This is a genomic window from Lachnospiraceae bacterium JLR.KK008 (genome assembly GCA_037015955.1).
Lineage (GTDB): Bacteria > Bacillota > Clostridia > Lachnospirales > Lachnospiraceae > VSOB01.
Map to the genome: position 1 here is coordinate 2,124,630 of CP143548.1, position 16,380 is coordinate 2,141,009.

Sequence of the window (16,380 nt, forward strand, 5' to 3'; positions counted from 1 at the left end):
ATCATCCTGTCGTCCTTTCAATGTCGATCACACTTTCGATTGTTCTGATCTTATCTATGATACGCTGCAACTCGTCCCTGCTGCCGATCTCAAAGCTGACGGACATCGTAGCCGTTCCCTGTTTGCTCGCTCTCGTATTCATAGAAAGAATATCAATGTTTTTTTCCGTCAACGCCTTGGATACGTCAGCCAGAAGGCCGTTTCTGTTGTTGGCATATATTCTGATCTCGGCAAGGTACTTTTCCCCTTCTGCAATCCGGTCCGGCGTCTGCCAGTCGGCATCAATCAGTCTCACCCGCTCAATTTCGGAGAGATTGATGACATTAATACAATCGGTGCGGTGAATGGAAACACCTCTGCCTCTCGTCACAAAACCCACGATCTCATCGCCCGGAACCGGTGAACAGCACTTGGAAAAGCGAACTGCCACATCGTCGATCCCTTTGACAACGATACCACTCGAAGACTTGGGCTTCATCTGCTTTGTCTGCCCGATCCCCGCAACTTTCGCCAGCACTTCCTCATCCGTCAACTGCTTCTTGTGCTCTTTGTCATAGAGCTCCTGCATCTTGTTGACGATCTGACCCTCCTTGAGACCGCCATGTCCGACTGCGGCGAGTACCGACTCCCAGTCACGGAACCCGTATTTCTGCATCACATATTCCGTATAGGGAGGACGCAGGATTAAGGCCGTGTCGATCGTTTTTGCCTTACAATAGCTGAGGATCATCTCTCTTCCTTTTATGATATTGTCTTCCTTGAGTTCATTCTTAAACCACTGGTTAATCTTGTTTTTCGCCTGTGTGCTCTTGACAATATTCAGCCAGTCCCGACTTGGCCCTTTGGAATTTTGAGACGTCAGAACCTCGACGCGGTCACCATTTTTGATCTCATAGTCAATCGTCACCAGTTTTCCGTTCACCCGGGCGCCGATCATTTTATTACCGACCGCACTGTGAATGGCATAGGCAAAATCGATGGGCGTGGAGCCGGCCGGCAGATTTTTCACATCTCCGGTAGGCGTAAAACAATAAACACTGTCCGAGAAAAGATCCAGATCGCTTTTCAGTAGCTTCATAAACTCCCGGTTATCGGACATATCCTTCTGCCACTCCAGAATCTGGCGCAGCCAGACGAGCTTCTCTTCTTCCTGCCTCTCCACCTTTTTACCGTCGGAGGCTTCCTTATATTTCCAGTGAGCGGCAATGCCATACTCTGCCGCCTTGTGCATCTCATAAGTGCGGATCTGAATCTCAAACGGCTGCCCGGAAGTACCGATCAGAGTCGTGTGCAGCGATTGATACATATTCGCCTTCGGCATGGCAATATAATCCTTAAACCGCCCCGGAATCGGCTTATACATGGCATGGATCACGCCAAGCGCAGCATAGCAATCTTTCATCGTATCGACGATAATGCGGACTGCGAACAGATCATAGATCTGATCCAGCGTCTTGTCCTGATTTTTCATTTTCTTATAAATACTGAAGAAATGTTTGACACGGCCATCAATCTTTGCTTTGATACCCGCATTGGAAATATGAGCGTTGACTTCATCTACGATAGACTGAATATATTTTTCACGTACACTCTTGCGAACTGCAATTTTTTCTACCAGATCATAATATATCTCCGGCTCCAGATATTTCAGGGACAGATCATCCAGCTCTATCTTGATTCTGGAAATGCCAAGGCGCTGCGCGATCGGCGCATAGATGTCCATCGTCTCTCTGGCGATACGCTGCTGTTTCTCCGGTGGCATATGCTTTAACGTACGCATATTGTGCAGTCTGTCCGCCAGCTTAATCATAATAACCCGAATATCTCTGGCCATTGCCAGAAACATCTTCCGCAGATTTTCCGCCTGCATCTCCACTCTGTCATTGTCCCCCGACTTGGATTCGGTACTGCCGGAGAGCTGCAGCTGCTGCAATTTTGTCACGCCGTCCACAAGCAGCGCCACGTCTGCGCCAAACTCCTCCGTGATTTCCTCTTCCGTCATGATCGTATCTTCCACCACGTCATGAAGCAGGCCGGCCACGATCGTCTCTTTGTCCAGCTCCAGACCGGCCAGTATGATAGCTACACAGAGAGGATGGATAATATAAGGCTCACCTGACTTGCGCACCTGATCTTTGTGTGCCTCATAGGCAGTTGTATACGCCTTCTCGATCATCGAAATATCATCGGAAGGATGATATTTTTTTACATGAGAAATAAGATCCTGATACAATACTTCAGGACTCTGAAACTCTGCGATTGATTCGATTCTCCCGTCATCGAATACGGTTTCCTTTTTCTCTTCTGTCATACCTATCACCAGCCTGCATACATTTTAGTTTGATCTTTATTTTCCCTCGTAAGTGATGGCAGCTTCCAGTCTGTAGTCGCATATCTTCTCTCTGCCTTTGAGTCCCGCCAGCTCCATCAATACGACGACACCCACTACTTGGCCGCCAAGAGATTCGATCAGACGGATCATCGCCTCCGTCGTCCCGCCTGTGGCGATGAGATCGTCCACGATCAGCACTTTCTGCCCTTTTTGGATCGAATCTTTGTGCATTTCGATCGTCGCCTTGCCGTACTCGAGATCATAGTCCATGGAAACGGTCTCACAGGGCAGCTTACCTTTCTTCCGAATAAGCACAAAAGGCTTTCTATTGTTATACGCAATCGGCATTCCAAAAATAAATCCTCTCGACTCCGGTCCCACGACCACATCGTACTCCAGATCTTTGATCATATCCTGCATTGTGTCAATGGCAAGATGCAGACCTTCCGCATCCTGCAGCACACTTGTCACGTCACGGAATATAATCCCTTCCTCCGGAAAATCCGGTATGCTTCTTACGTATTCTTCCAATTTTTTCATGACTGGCACTACCTTTCCCGGACTACTTTCGTCCGTATCACCGCATTTTAAAGTTATTATAGCAAAAGATTCTACCACTCTGCAACATTTTCTTCTTCGGAGTCCAACGGCATTTCCTCCGATTCCGGCATATAGATCGCAGAATAATCATAATGCCCTAAAAATTTCCCATAATAGTTCGCCATACTATAACTGTATTTTGCCAGAGCCGGAACCGTACCCGGCTGCTGCATCCCCGCCTGCCCGAGTGCGATCTGTCCGTCCACATCAGCGATATACGCATTTATATCAAAGGATTCATTGCCTTTCCGACCCTCCATAATCCCTTTCTCCACAAAATGGCGCAGCAGCTCCGGCGGCTGAAAGCCGATCGTCGTCTGCAGATCGGGATTGGCATCATAATAGTAATCCGGATCGAATACGGCTGAATAGTCTCTGCCATTGTATGTATAATCTGTCACCTGCGCTTTCGGCCGGTTCAGCAGATACGGATTTTTCAGACACTCCGTCAAGATCTCATAATAAGCGTCCTTTTCTCCCCTTCTCTCCAGATAATCTGCCGCGTAGGCTGCCAGCTCATAATAGTCGAGCAGATAGCCATTATCCAGGAACATCTCCAAATTCTGATAGGCATTGCTGACCATATTCATTGACAGTTCCTTCTTGTCCTGTTCTCCCTGTGGACTGAAATTCCAGTAAGACTGCTCCACCTCCGTCAGATACCTGGCAGACCACATGGAAGGGTCCGTAGTGCCCAGCAACTGCTGCATCTGTTCTGACGTCGTAAAGACGGTATTGCGGACGATCGTCTCTTCCTTCACACCCGACTGTTCCGGCTGCTCCATCTCTTCCGGCTGTTGTCTTTCCTCCGAAGCCTTCACTACCTCAGGCAGCTTCCTCTGCGGCTCCTCTGCAAAAGCGGTAACGGAAGCCTGCAAAGCGAGAACCGCCGCTGCCGTCACACAGATCACTTTTCTTTTATTCATCCTTTATCCTCCCCTGATCGTAAGTCAAACAAAACTACCGGTTACAAACATTTATCATTATTATATACTTTATGAGAAAAAGGTGCAACCTGCATACGGTCTCCGTCTTCCTCTCCCGGCAGCAAACTGCCAGGAACAGGATACCTGCCCTCAGCAGATAAGGCGACACAGGGTATCATACGCAGAACACAACAAAACTCACTCCAATCATTTTCTTACGATAAACTGAAGTGAGTTTTGCCATTTTACTCTAGGATTCCATATGACCTGTCATAATTATTGATAATTAACGATCTTTCCAAAATCTGCTTTCAGAGAAGCGCCGCCTACAAGACCGCCGTCGATGTCAGGCTGTGCAAACAGTTCAGCCGCATTGCCCCCATTGACAGAACCTCCGTACTGAATACGAACAGCATCTGCAGTAGCCGCATCATACATTTCAGCGATGCAGTCACGAACACCCTTGCAAACTTCCTGTGCCTGCTCTGTCGTCGCTGTCTTGCCTGTGCCGATCGCCCAGATCGGCTCATAAGCGATGACCATGGATTTCACCTGATCTGCCGTGATGCCAACGAGATCGGATTTGATCTGCAGTCTGATCCAGTCCATCGTAACGCCCGTCTCTCTCTGCTCCAATGTCTCACCGCAGCAAAGGATCGGTGTCAGACCTGCCTCGAAGGCTTTCTTTACCTTTTTATTCAGGAGAGCGTCATCTTCCTTGAAGTAATCGCGTCTCTCAGAATGTCCGATGATCACATATTTTACTCCTGCATCTACGAGCATGGCTGCGGAAATTTCGCCTGTATAAGCGCCTTTCTCCTCAAAATACATATTCTCTGCGCCGACTTCGACGTTCGTACCTTTCACTGCCTCTACGACCGGTACGATGTCGATCGCCGGAACACAGTATACGACATCTACGTCGTCAGATTTCACCAGATCTTTTAACTCGTCACACAATGCAACTGCCTGACTCGGTGTCATATTCATCTTCCAGTTGCCTGCTACGATCTTCTTTCTTGCCATGATTTTATTCTCCTTTTGCTTTCATAATTAGCATAAATGCTGCGCATTTACGCATATACTGCGCACACGCAGCAGTTAGTTCGCACGAAACCCGAAAATACCTCGTTAAGTACTTACTTATCGTCTGCTGCCACAACGCCCGGCAGTTCTTTGCCTTCCAAAAACTCCAGAGATGCACCGCCTCCTGTGGAGATATGGCTCATCTTATCTGCAAATCCAAGCTGGTTGACTGCCGCTGCGGAATCACCGCCACCGATGATTGTAGTCGCATCTGTCTCTGCGAGAGATTTTGCAACTGCGATCGTACCTGCAGCCAATGTCGGATTCTCGAATACGCCCATCGGTCCGTTCCATACGACTGTCTTCGCAGATTTTACTGCATCTGCATACAGCTGCGCCGTCTTCGTTCCGATGTCAAGTCCTTCCATATCTGCCGGAATTTCTTCCACAGGCACTACCTTAACCTCGATCGGGCCATCGATCGGATTCGGGAATGCGGCTGCGATTGTTGTATCAACCGGGAGAAGCAACTGTTTGCCGAGCTTCTCTGCCTTAGCCATCATCTCTTTGCAATAATCCAGTTTCTCATTGTCAACGAGAGAATTGCCAACTTCCAGCCCTTTTGCCTTGAGGAAGGTGAACGCCATGCCGCCGCCGATAATCAGCGTATCGCACTTCTCCAGTAAATTATTGATTACGTTCAATTTGTCGGCAACCTTTGCGCCGCCAAGAATCGCTACAAAAGGTCTGACCGGTGTTTCCACTGCGTTTCCAAGGAAATCGATCTCTTTCTGCATCAGGTATCCTACCGCATTCTCTCCGCCCTTCGCCGTAATGCACTTTGTCACACCTGCCACCGAAGCATGTGCCCTGTGAGAAGAACCAAACGCATCACATACATAGACGTCTGCCAGATCAGCCAGCTCTTTGGAGAAAGCCTCTCCGTTCTTTGTCTCCTCTGCGCCGCGGAAACGAGTATTCTGAAGCAGGACAACATCCCCTTCTTTCATCTCTTCCACTGCCTTCGTCGCAGCCTCACCGGTCACGTTATAATCAGCTACAAAATTCACTTCCTTGCCGAGTTTCTCAGACAATCTCTTTGCAACAGGCGCCAGAGACTCCCCTTCATTGGGGCCATTCTTTACTTTTCCAAGATGGGAGCAGAGAATGACTTTGCCGCCGTCCGCAAGCAGTTTATTGATAGTGGGAAGCGCTGCCACAATACGTGTCTCGTCTGTGATCTCGCCATTTTTTAACGGCACGTTAAAATCACATCTCACAAGTACGCGTTTTCCCTTTACACTGATGTCATCTACGGATTTTTTATTCAATCCCATGTTCTTTCCCTCCATATTTTAAAATGATAAGCATCAAAACAGGCCCGGTCCATATGGACCGGACCTGAAAGACAAAGACCAATACTGTCAATGAGCTGACAGACGATTAACCTAACTCAGCAAAGAATTTGATTGTACGAACCATCTGGCTTGTGTAGGAGTTCTCGTTGTCATACCATGAAACAACTTCTACCTGTGTCTTGCCATCGGGAAGAGGGCTGACCATTGTCTGTGTAGCGTCAAAGAGAGAACCAAATCTCATGCCGATAATATCGGAGGAAACGATCTCATCTGTGTTGTATCCAAAGGACTCGGAAGCCTGTGCCTTCATTGCTGCATTTACTTCGTCAACAGTAACCGCTTTGTTGACAACTGCAAACAACAGTGTGGAGGAACCTGTCGGAGTAGGAACACGCTGTGCAGCGCCGATCAGCTTGCCATTCAGCTCAGGAATAACAAGGCCGATAGCCTTAGCAGCACCTGTAGAGTTAGGAACGATATTGATAGCGCCTGCACGGCTTCTTCTCTTATCGCCTTTTCTCTGCGGTCCGTCAAGAATCATCTGATCACCTGTGTAAGCATGGATTGTGCACATAATACCGGACTCGATCGGAGCCAGATCATTCAATGCTTTTGCCATAGGAGCCAGGCAGTTTGTTGTGCAGGAAGCTGCGGAGATGATCTTGTCATCTTTTGTCAATGTCGTATGGTTTACATTGTAAACGATTGTCGGAAGGTCATTTCCAGCAGGAGCGGAAATAACAACTTTCTTAGCGCCGGCATTGATATGAGCCTGTGCTTTTGCTTTGGATGTATAGAAACCGGAGCACTCAAGAACAACGTCTACACCGATCTCACCCCAAGGGCAGTTATTAGCGTCTGGCTCTTTGTAAATCTTGATTGTTTTGCCTTTTACTGTGATTGTACCAGCTTCATCATCAGCTGTTACCTGATCCTCTTCTCCAACTGCAACATATCTGCCCTGAGAAGAATCATATTTCAACAAATGTGCTAACATGGAAGGTGTTGTTAAGTCATTGATCGCAACAACTTCGTATCCCTCTGCACCAAACATCTGTCTGAATGCAAGACGACCAATACGGCCAAAACCATTGATTGCTACTTTAACTGCCATTTTTTATTCCTCCTAAAATGAATTTTATATCATTTTGACCTCATCTTTACAATGATTGTCAAAACTTTGTCAGCATGTATATTTTACCTAATTTGTCCAAAAATATCAAGACGTAATTCAAAAAATTTTACCTATATCTTTCCTTTTTTTTGCAAAAATACGGTAAATTCGCTATACTGATATTGTTGGCACAGGCTGACAGACAAGCAGCCGATAAATTATGCAGGATTTCCGTCACACAGGAGGACCTTTATGATGATTACCGCAGATTACCATATGCACTCTTCTTTCTCAGGAGACAGCGACGCACCGATGGAACAGATGATCCGACAGGCGGTGTCGGCAGGGCTGCGCCGTATCTGTTTTACAGAGCACCAGGATTTTGACTACCCTCCCTGCCCGGATACACCGGCAGGTTTCTGGACGACCGACACGGATGCCTGCCGCCGGAAGTATCTGGAATTAAGAGACAGATACCGTGACCAGATCCGCGTGTTATTTGGCATTGAACTGGGCCTGCAGCCCCATCTGTCGGCACGAAATGCAGAATATGTCCGCTCTTATGATTTTGATTTCGTGATCGCATCTTCCCACATCTGTCACAGGCAGGACCCTTACTATGCCGGTTTCTTTGCCGGGCGAAGCGGGGAAGAGGCTTACCGGGAATACTTCGTATCAATACTGGAAAATATCGAGGCGTTCACAGACTACGATGTGTACGGCCATCTGGACTATGTCGTGCGCTATGGACCGGATCAGGATAACGGCTACACTTACGAAACGTATGCGGATCTTCTCGATGCGATTCTGGAACGGCTTGTGCAAAAGGGAAAGGGGCTGGAGATCAACACCGGCGGCCTGCGGGCCGGCCTGCGGCAGCCCAATCCATGCGCCGCGATCCTCAAACGCTACCGGGCGCTCGGCGGCAGTATCGTCACAGTCGGAAGCGATGCGCACAAGCCGGAGCAGATCGCCTGGGATTTTGACCGGGCAGCGCAGCTACTGCGGGACTGCGGTTTTTCTTACTATACGACATTCGAAAACAGAAACCCGACGTATCACAAACTGTAAATGGCAGTCAGAAGGCCTGCGGAGGGTTTCGTCCCGCCGCAGGCCCTCTGGCCGGCATGAATCCCGTCATATATGATCCCATATGATCTCTTATCTCTGACCGGCGCTGCAATCTGTCAGCAGGTAGCGCCGCCTTTCATATGTTTCTGCGCCGCAATGTTTTCTGCCTTTCTCGCCAGCAGATCATCGGCAAGCAGCTGCTCCTGTACCTGTTCAAAACCGATTCTCGCCACCGTATCGGCAAACCGCTCTCCTGTCATCCCCTGTTCCCGGAATAATAAGATCGCTTTCTCAACAACCGCCAACACTTCTTCCTGATCGGTAAAGACTTTGTCCAGATACCTGCCCTGGGCAACTTTCTTACCCCAGCGGCCGCCTATGTAGATCCGATACCCGTTCGTATGGTTTTCCAGCGCGCCAAATGGACATTTCCCTATGCAGCGGCCGCAGTGATTACACACATTGTCGTCAATCACGATTTTTCCATCCTGCACTTTGGCTACCTGGATCGGACAGTTTGCCTCTACCTGACATACTTTACAGCCGCGGCATTTCTCAAAATCAATCTGCGGAACCCGCTGACCGATAATACCGAGATCGTTCAGGTCCGGCTTGACACAGTTGTTCGGGCAGCCGCCCACGGCGATCTTGAATTTGTGCGGCAGCTTAACGTTCGCATAACCGTGAAAGAACCGTTCGTGGATTTCTTCGGAGAGGGCGAAAGTATCGATCAGACCATACTGACAAGTCGTGCCCTTGCAGGATACAACCGGCCGCACTTTGGAGCCCGTACCGCCCATTTCCAGCCCCTCCTGAAGCAGGTACTCCCGCAGCGGCTCGATATTCTCAAAGGGAACTCCCTGAATCTCCATTGTCAGACGGGAAGTCATCGTCACCTGCCCGCTGCCAAATCGCTCGGCAGCCTCCGCAATGGCTTTCGCCTCCTGCGCCGTAATCTTTCCGTTTCTCGTAATCACACGCCCATTGAACCTATCCGGCGTCCTTTTATCTTTCAAAAAGCCAAGCGCCTTGACTCTCGTCTCTTCCTCCCTGGAAACCTGCCCGTCCACATCCTTCACTTTTACATCGTTGAAGAAAGTCGCGCCCTCCAGTACAACCGTATTCGTATATCCGTAATAACGCAGACGATTCTGCAGGAAGTAACCTCTCTTGCCCTTTGCACACACAAGCAGCAGTTTTTCGTCCCTGCCAATGCCCGGCAGCTCACCGTTTACTTCTCCCAGATTAATATACTGCGCACCGCTAATCACAGGCACCGGAGCCACGTCGAGCACCCGATAGCCTTCCGCCCTGCCTGCCGCATATTCCTCCGGCGTCATGCTGACCATATCTCCGTTTAATTTATTCAGCAGCACATACACCGCCTGTACAAACGGATGGATCGCCGTCGAAAATGGAGGCGCATAGGCGAAGTCGGCATTCTCAAAGTCTTCCAGTCTCGCCCCCATATTGATGCCCATTACGGCGATGTCCACCATTTTATCTACCGCGCCCGGCCCAAACACCTGCATTCCGAGCAGCCTGTGACTCTCCCGGTCCGCAATCAGTTTGGTGGCAAAAAATGCCGCATCCGGATAATAGTGCGCTTTGTCATCCGTGACGGCAAGCACCGTCTCCACCTGATAGCCTGCTGCCCTGGCCTGCTCCTGTGTCAGTCCCGTACGACCACAGTTCAGTCCCGGCAGTTTGACAACGCCCGTGCCAAGCACGCCGGGATATTCTTTTTCTGTCCCCGTCAGAATCTGCGCCAGCGTTCTTCCTTCCATGTTGGCGGAAGAACCCATCGGTGACCACTGGCCCGCCCCGGTAATACGGTTTGTCACCTGCACACAGTCCCCGGCGGCATAGACATCGGGCAGACTGGTCCGCATTGACCGGTCCACCACAATCGTTCCCCGGTTCATCTCGATACCGCTGCCCTCCAAAAAGGCCGTATTCGGCCGGATACCCGCAGACATAATCACCAGACCGCAGTCCAGTTTTCCGGCAGTCGTCTTCACTGCCATCACCTGGCCCTCTCCCACGATCTCCTCTGCCTTCGTCCCTGTGATTACCCGGATGCCTTTTTTCAACAGATGCTTTTTCCCGTAAGCAGCCATCTCCGGATCGAGAATATTGGGCAGGATCTGCGGCGCGAAATCAATGACGGTCACGGAAACTCCCTGCTGCTGCAGATTCTCAGCCATCTCCAGTCCGATAAATCCCGCTCCGACTACAACTGCCTTCTTCACCTGATTCTCTTTCACATAGGCGCGGACGCCGATCGCATCCCCGGGAACCCGGATCGTAAACACACCTTGCAGTTCCATTCCCCGGACCGGAGGAACGGCAGGAGAGGCGCCCGTGGCAATCACCAGCTTGTCATAGGAAACGGGCTCCTCCGCCCCTGTTCTGACATCCCGCACCATCACGGTCTTCGCCTGTGCGTCCAGTCTCACCGCCTCTTTTTCCGTCCGCACTTCCACACCTGTCAGTGCGGCATATTTTTCGGGTGAATTCACGATCAGCTCTTCCGGTTCCGCGATCAGTCCTCCCACATAATAGGGCAGTCCACACCCCGCGTAAGAAATCTCCCGTCCTTTCGTGATCACGGTCACTTGTGCGCCCCTGTCGGCGCGCTTTAACTTTGCCGCCGTCTTCGTCCCGGCCGCTACCCCGCCAATGACCAATACTTTCATAAGAATCCTCCTTTGCACGTGATCCATAAAATGCTCAGGAAAAGTATACCATAAAAGGAACATTGACGAAATACCGTATTTACATAACCCTTGTTATTGTCACTTCTGACGAAAGAAACTCATCGCCCGAAATGTCACTGATTGCCTCCTTACCTTTCAGATGCAGCATATCGCCTTCCTGAATATCTGAAAAGCCCGCCTCCTTTTTCGTCACATTTCCACCAACGTCCGTGATCTCCTCTAATATATAACTGGTGCCATCTAAAAAGTAAACGTTGACCAGCAGTCCTTCCTGATTATGTACTTTCTCCAGTCCGCTTTCCTGGTCCGCCTCGATATAAAACTTATCAATAACCACTGTTTTATTACTCTTGTCCACAGTTATGACAATCCCATCCAGTTCGTCGCCGTCCAATTTCTTCTCTGACCCTTTGCCTTCTTGCTTGTCTGCTTCTGTCGGCGCAGCGCTCTCCGGCTCTGCCAGCCCTTCGGAATCACCGCCCGCCTGTGTCTCTCCTTCTCTTTCTTCCTGTGTCTCTGCTACCGGCTCTTCTTCCTCCTGTATCTCACTGCCCGGCTCCGTCCCTGACGCTGCAGACTCTGCCCCGTCAGAGGCGGCGGGCTGCTCCTGCCCGCCGCAACCTGCTGCCAATGCCATCAGAAGAACACACATGCCGACTACAACCACATATGTTATTTTACTTTTCATACTCCCGCTTTCCTCTCTCCTGTCAATTCTCAATGATCGTTCTCGCCATCTCCAGCATCTCTTCCCCGGTAATAGTCAGATCCGTGCCATACAGATTATAAATGATACCATCCTCGATCCACAACGTAGAGAAGCCTTTATTTTCCTCTACCTCCGAACTGCCGTACGCCAGATTGAAATTCGGATTTTCCATATTTTTCTCATCTTCCTCTGTCAGTTCATAATCCGGAGGGACAAATTTATTGGTGATCTGCCGGAAACCGGCCTCTACCTCTCCCACCTGCAATGTCTGATCATACTTATCCATTCCCTTTTCCTCCAGCGTATCGATCTCTTCCTGATACAGTCCGCGTACGAAAAGTGTGATCTCCTCTCCGTCTTTCTCATAACAAATCTGCAGGCCTTTCTGGCTCTCCTGTACCTCTCCGACCTCATTCATCAGCGCCTCATCCATAATGCTTATACTCTGAAACCGATAGCCGTTGTCAAAATTTTCCACTGCCTTCACATCATAACCGATTGTCTCTTCCGCTTCCGCCAGATCTGAAAACTCCGTATAATCCGGGATGGAAGAAGATCCTCCCATATAATATTTAAGTCCGCTTCCTGCGATACATACCGTCCCCACTGCAAGACATGCCGCAGCCACGCTGAGGATCACCTTTTTTACGTTGAAGTGTTTTCTCATAATTTCCTCCTTTACCGATTCCTTCTCAATCCGACGATCGATCTGTCGTTTCATCTGATCGGAGGCCTCCACAAATTGCACACTGGCACACAAAGCCTCTCTGATCTCCCTGTCTTTTGTTTCCCGTTCTCTATAAAAGATAGGTTCCAGGCTTTTTTTCATATTCTCTGTCTCCTTCCTCTAACTGCTGCAAACTTTCACCCAGCTTTTTTCTTGCTGCAAACAGTCTGGACTTTACCGTCCCTTCTGTCGTACTGAGTATCCTGGCAATCTCCCTGACGGGCATCTCGTTATAATAAAACAAAACAACGACCGCCCGATGCTTGAAACTGAGAGCCTGTACTGCAGTCCTGATCACCCGCTGCCTTTCCGACTGTAAGATCCGGTCCAGAGAAGTCACACCGTCCGTTGCATCTGCCCGTACGGCAATCTCATCGTCAGGAATTTCCCGTCTGCTTTTCTTTCCGTGTGCATATGCCGTGCGGTAGAGGATTTGAAAAAGCCATGGCTGGAAGCCCGTATTCTTTTTCAGACTGCCGATATGCAGATAACACTTTACAAACGTCTCCTGAACGACATCTTCAGCGTCATCTGCAGAGCCGCTGACCAGATATGCCATACGCAGAAGTATATTCTTATATTTTTCGTACAATATGTCAAAAGCCTGTCTGTCTCCGGCTTTCAAACGCTGTACCAGTTTTGATTCATCCATGTCCGGCGCTCCTTTATGTTTCTTATCGATACGTATCTGACTATAAGAGCGTTCTGTATGGGAAACGGTTCATTGATTTTGAGAAAAATTATGATTGGAGTCTTTATAAATGGCTGCCGATGATTGTGCCGCCCCCGGCAACGTACCGGTCTCTGTAAAATACAACGGCCTGTCCGGGTGTCACCGCCCTTACCGGCTCATCAAACATACACCGGAGCATATCATCTCCGATCTTTTCCACCGTACACATCGTCCCCCTATGGCCGTAGCGCACCTTGGTCAGAAAACGGTCCCCATCCTCAAACCGTTCCACTGCCATACAGTTCAGATCGTTACAATACAATTCCTGTGTAAACACGTCCTCCGCCTCCCCGATGACGACCTCATCTGTCTGCGGACGGATCTCCGTGACAAAGACCGGATGGCCCATCGACAACTGCAATCCTTTACGCTGTCCTACCGTATAGTGGGTAATCCCCTTATGCCGTCCGAGTATTTTTCCATCCGCCGTGACAAAATTACCCGGTCCGGGTACTGCCTTCCCCGCCTCCCGCTCGATCAATGCGGCATAGTCGTTATCCGGCACGAAACAGATTTCCTGGCTGTCCGGCTTATGAGCGACCGGCAGCCGGTATTCCCCGGCAATCTGCCGTATCTCCTCTTTTGTATAACCGCCCACCGGCATCAGCGTATGCGCCAGTTGGAACTGGGTCAGATTATAGAGGGCATATGTCTGATCTTTGACTGCAGTTTTTGACATACTCACACAATAACGCTTGTTTTCTAATTGTTCCACGCGCGCATAATGTCCGGTGGCAATAAAATCTGCCCCGATCTCCAGGCTGCGCCGCAGCATTGCTTCCCATTTCACATAACGATTGCAGGCAATACATGGGTTGGGCGTCCTTCCCCGCAAATATTCCGCCACAAAGTAATCGATCACCGCCGACTGAAACTCCTGCTTAAAATTCATCACATAATAGGGAATGTCAAGCGCCTGGGCTACCCGCCTCGCATCGTCCACGGCAGAAAGACCGCAGCAGCCTCCGTTTTCCGACTGCTGTTCCTGCGACTCATCCCGCCAGATCTGCATCGTCACACCGATCACTTCATATCCCTGAGTTTTTAAAAGGCATGCCGCGACGGAGGAATCCACTCCGCCTGACATGCCTACCACTACCTTTTTTCCATTCATACTGTGATCCTTTCAGAATCCGCATAACACCCGGATTCAATATTCTTCTTCCGTCTCCTCATCCTCATGAATATCGGACTTTGGCTTCTCCAATCCTTCGATCGTAATGCCGCTTTTCTGCGCATAATCCCAGAGCGCCGCATGGATGGCTTCCTCCGCAAGCAAAGAACAGTGCACCTTGACCGGCGGCAGCCCGTCAAGCGCCTCCATGACCGCCCTGTTCGTCACCTTCATCGCTTCCTCAATCTTTTTACCTTTTACAAGTTCCGTGGCCATGCTGGAAGTCGCCACAGCCGCTCCACAGCCAAATGTCTTAAACTTTACGTCTCTGATCACTTCATTCTCATCGATGTCCAGATAGATCCTCATAATATCGCCACATTTTGCATTGCCGACCGTACCGACACCACTGGCATCCTCGATCTCGCCTACATTTCGCGGATTCTGAAAATGATCCATCACTTTTTCACTGTACATATCAATTCCTCCGGTTAGTTTGATAACTGTTGATTCTATAACTATTGATATTATAACTATCGATATTATTTTGTCATTTCCCGTTATTTCTGATTCTTTATAAAATCCTCGTAGAGCGGTGACATCGACCGCAGCCGTTCCACAATCCGTTTCACCGCATCTGCCACGGTATCCAGCTCTTCCTCTGTCGTCTCCTCACTCAAAGTAAGCCGCAGAGAACCATGCGCGATCTCATGAGGCAGACCGATCGCAAGCAGAACATGCGAGGGGTCCAGAGAACCGGAAGTACAGGCAGAGCCGCTGGAAGCGCAGATCCCCTCCATATCAAGCATGATCAGCAGCGATTCCCCCTCCACAAAGCGAAAGCTGAAATTGACATTGTTCGGAAGACGCCTTACCCGGTCGCCGTTCAGCCTGCAATAGGGAATCTCCGACTCAATCTTCCGGATCAGATGATCGCGGAGTGCAATTTCCCTCTGTGTCTTTTCTTCCATGATTCGAAACGCCCGCGCTGCGGCCGCTCCCATGCCGACAATACCGGGGACATTCTCCGTGCCTGCTCTTCTGGCCCGCTCCTGCTGTCCGCCATGGACAAACGAGCGAATCTTCACACCCTTTCTGATATAGAGAAAGCCGACGCCCTTCGGCCCATTCAGTTTATGTCCGCTGGCACTGAGCATGTCGATGTGCAGTTCATCCACGTCGATCGGCAGCTGTCCGTATGCCTGTACCGCGTCCGTATGAAACAAAATGCCTCTCTCATGGGTGATCTCCCCGATCTCTCTGACGGGCTGGATTGTACCGATCTCATTGTTGGCAAACATCACGCTGATCAGTATCGTATCCGGACGGATCGCCGCCTTCAGTTCGTCCAGTTTCACGATACCGTTTTCATCCACATCAATGTAAGTAATCTCAAACCCTCTTCCTGCCAGATAATCACAGGTATGCAGAATCGCATGGTGTTCGATCGCGGAAGTAATGATATGTCTGCCCTTACCCTGATAGGCTTCTGCGGCCGTCTTCAGCGCCCAGTTATCCGCCTCCGAACCACCCGCCGTGAAATAAATCTCGTTTGTCTGTGCGCCCAGTGACCGGGCGATCGTCTCTCTCGCCTTCGTCACCGCTTCCTTACTTTTTGCGCCCAGAGAATAAATGCTGCTCGGATTGCCATACGCCTCGGTAAAAAAGGGAAGCATGGCATCCACAACTTCCTGTGCGGTCCTGGTCGTCGCCGCGTTGTCCAAATATATATAAGATCCCATCGTTGGTCACTCCTTTTCATTTCCTAGTAATTCACTACGAATTCAGTGATTCCACTATAACACCACCTGTCGGTTCTGTCAATAAAGGCTGCCGCCTTCAATGGCAGATAAATCTGACCTGTTTCCCTCAGGACAATAAAGCGCAAAGCCCCGATGATTGGGCAGACTTTACCCCTGTTCTTCCCGTATACTCTTTGGCACACGCCGA

Annotated in this window: 14 protein-coding genes; 1 reads left to right on the top strand and 13 read right to left on the bottom strand. The window is 49.8% G+C overall.

Annotated features, from left to right (window positions below; genetic code table 11):
• Position 1: 1 nt before the first annotated feature.
• From V1224_10675 to gap, 6 genes are all read right to left on the bottom strand, one after another.
• Positions 2-2,311, bottom strand: coding sequence for a bifunctional (p)ppGpp synthetase/guanosine-3',5'-bis(diphosphate) 3'-pyrophosphohydrolase (locus V1224_10675; GenBank protein WWR14953.1), 2,310 nt, complete (start codon positions 2,309-2,311; stop codon positions 2-4).
• 36 nt (positions 2,312-2,347) lie between these two features.
• The gene (locus V1224_10680; GenBank protein ID WWR14954.1) at positions 2,348-2,872 is read right to left on the bottom strand and encodes an adenine phosphoribosyltransferase; all 525 of its coding nucleotides are present in this window, start codon (positions 2,870-2,872) and stop codon (positions 2,348-2,350) included.
• Positions 2,873-2,943: 71 nt separating this feature from the next.
• On the bottom strand, positions 2,944-3,858 hold the full coding sequence (locus V1224_10685) for a hypothetical protein (GenBank protein WWR14955.1): 915 nt from the start codon (positions 3,856-3,858) through the stop codon (positions 2,944-2,946).
• Positions 3,859-4,134: 276 nt separating this feature from the next.
• On the bottom strand, positions 4,135-4,884 hold the full coding sequence (tpiA, locus tag V1224_10690; GenBank protein ID WWR14956.1) for a triose-phosphate isomerase: 750 nt from the start codon (positions 4,882-4,884) through the stop codon (positions 4,135-4,137).
• A 113-nt stretch (positions 4,885-4,997) separates the two neighbouring features.
• A complete protein-coding gene (locus V1224_10695; GenBank protein ID WWR14957.1) occupies positions 4,998-6,221 on the bottom strand; it encodes a phosphoglycerate kinase in 1,224 nt (407 codons plus the stop codon).
• A 106-nt stretch (positions 6,222-6,327) separates the two neighbouring features.
• A complete protein-coding gene (gap, locus tag V1224_10700) occupies positions 6,328-7,356 on the bottom strand; it encodes a type I glyceraldehyde-3-phosphate dehydrogenase (GenBank protein WWR14958.1) in 1,029 nt (342 codons plus the stop codon).
• 252 nt (positions 7,357-7,608) lie between these two features.
• Here gap and V1224_10705 point away from each other — a divergent pair, with 252 nt between their 5' ends.
• On the top strand, positions 7,609-8,427 hold the full coding sequence (locus tag V1224_10705) for a histidinol-phosphatase HisJ family protein (protein WWR14959.1): 819 nt from the start codon (positions 7,609-7,611) through the stop codon (positions 8,425-8,427).
• Positions 8,428-8,543: 116 nt separating this feature from the next.
• Here V1224_10705 and V1224_10710 read toward each other — a convergent pair whose 3' ends face one another.
• The 7 genes from V1224_10710 to nifS form a co-directional block, all read right to left on the bottom strand.
• Positions 8,544-11,126, bottom strand: coding sequence for an FAD-dependent oxidoreductase (locus V1224_10710; GenBank protein ID WWR14960.1), 2,583 nt, complete (start codon positions 11,124-11,126; stop codon positions 8,544-8,546).
• A 79-nt stretch (positions 11,127-11,205) separates the two neighbouring features.
• Complete coding sequence (locus V1224_10715; GenBank protein WWR14961.1) at positions 11,206-11,835, bottom strand: hypothetical protein; 630 nt, start codon at positions 11,833-11,835, stop codon at positions 11,206-11,208.
• Positions 11,836-11,857: 22 nt separating this feature from the next.
• On the bottom strand, positions 11,858-12,685 hold the full coding sequence (locus V1224_10720) for a hypothetical protein (GenBank protein ID WWR14962.1): 828 nt from the start codon (positions 12,683-12,685) through the stop codon (positions 11,858-11,860).
• A complete protein-coding gene (locus tag V1224_10725; protein WWR14963.1) occupies positions 12,654-13,235 on the bottom strand; it encodes an RNA polymerase sigma factor in 582 nt (193 codons plus the stop codon). The genes V1224_10720 and V1224_10725 overlap by 32 nt, the downstream gene beginning before the upstream one ends.
• Positions 13,236-13,338: 103 nt before the next feature.
• Positions 13,339-14,430 carry a tRNA 2-thiouridine(34) synthase MnmA gene (mnmA, locus tag V1224_10730; protein ID WWR14964.1) on the bottom strand — a complete coding sequence of 364 codons (1,092 nt, stop codon included), beginning with the start codon at positions 14,428-14,430 and terminating at the stop codon, positions 13,339-13,341.
• 36 nt (positions 14,431-14,466) lie between these two features.
• Positions 14,467-14,907: a Fe-S cluster assembly scaffold protein NifU gene (gene nifU, locus V1224_10735; protein WWR14965.1), complete on the bottom strand. Its 441-nt coding sequence runs from the start codon at positions 14,905-14,907 to the stop codon at positions 14,467-14,469.
• 83 nt (positions 14,908-14,990) lie between these two features.
• Positions 14,991-16,172: a cysteine desulfurase NifS gene (gene nifS, locus V1224_10740; protein ID WWR14966.1), complete on the bottom strand. Its 1,182-nt coding sequence runs from the start codon at positions 16,170-16,172 to the stop codon at positions 14,991-14,993.
• Positions 16,173-16,380 lie beyond the last annotated feature (208 nt).

Bases quoted from the DNA above. Each gene is read 5' to 3' on its own strand.
- V1224_10675 (WWR14953.1), bottom strand. From the start codon at position 2,311: ATGACAGAAGAGAAAAAGGAAACCGTATTCGATGACGGGAGAATCGAA.
- V1224_10680 (WWR14954.1), bottom strand. From the start codon at position 2,872: ATGAAAAAATTGGAAGAATACGTAAGAAGCATACCGGATTTTCCGGAG.
- V1224_10685 (WWR14955.1), bottom strand. From the start codon at position 3,858: ATGAATAAAAGAAAAGTGATCTGTGTGACGGCAGCGGCGGTTCTCGCT.
- tpiA (WWR14956.1), bottom strand. From the start codon at position 4,884: ATGGCAAGAAAGAAGATCGTAGCAGGCAACTGGAAGATGAATATGACA.
- V1224_10695 (WWR14957.1), bottom strand. From the start codon at position 6,221: ATGGGATTGAATAAAAAATCCGTAGATGACATCAGTGTAAAGGGAAAA.
- gap (WWR14958.1), bottom strand. From the start codon at position 7,356: ATGGCAGTTAAAGTAGCAATCAATGGTTTTGGCCGTATTGGTCGTCTT.
- V1224_10705 (WWR14959.1), top strand. From the start codon at position 7,609: ATGATGATTACCGCAGATTACCATATGCACTCTTCTTTCTCAGGAGAC.
- V1224_10710 (WWR14960.1), bottom strand. From the start codon at position 11,126: ATGAAAGTATTGGTCATTGGCGGGGTAGCGGCCGGGACGAAGACGGCG.
- V1224_10715 (WWR14961.1), bottom strand. From the start codon at position 11,835: ATGAAAAGTAAAATAACATATGTGGTTGTAGTCGGCATGTGTGTTCTT.
- V1224_10720 (WWR14962.1), bottom strand. From the start codon at position 12,685: ATGAAAAAAAGCCTGGAACCTATCTTTTATAGAGAACGGGAAACAAAA.
- V1224_10725 (WWR14963.1), bottom strand. From the start codon at position 13,235: ATGGATGAATCAAAACTGGTACAGCGTTTGAAAGCCGGAGACAGACAG.
- mnmA (WWR14964.1), bottom strand. From the start codon at position 14,430: ATGAATGGAAAAAAGGTAGTGGTAGGCATGTCAGGCGGAGTGGATTCC.
- nifU (WWR14965.1), bottom strand. From the start codon at position 14,907: ATGTACAGTGAAAAAGTGATGGATCATTTTCAGAATCCGCGAAATGTA.
- nifS (WWR14966.1), bottom strand. From the start codon at position 16,172: ATGGGATCTTATATATATTTGGACAACGCGGCGACGACCAGGACCGCA.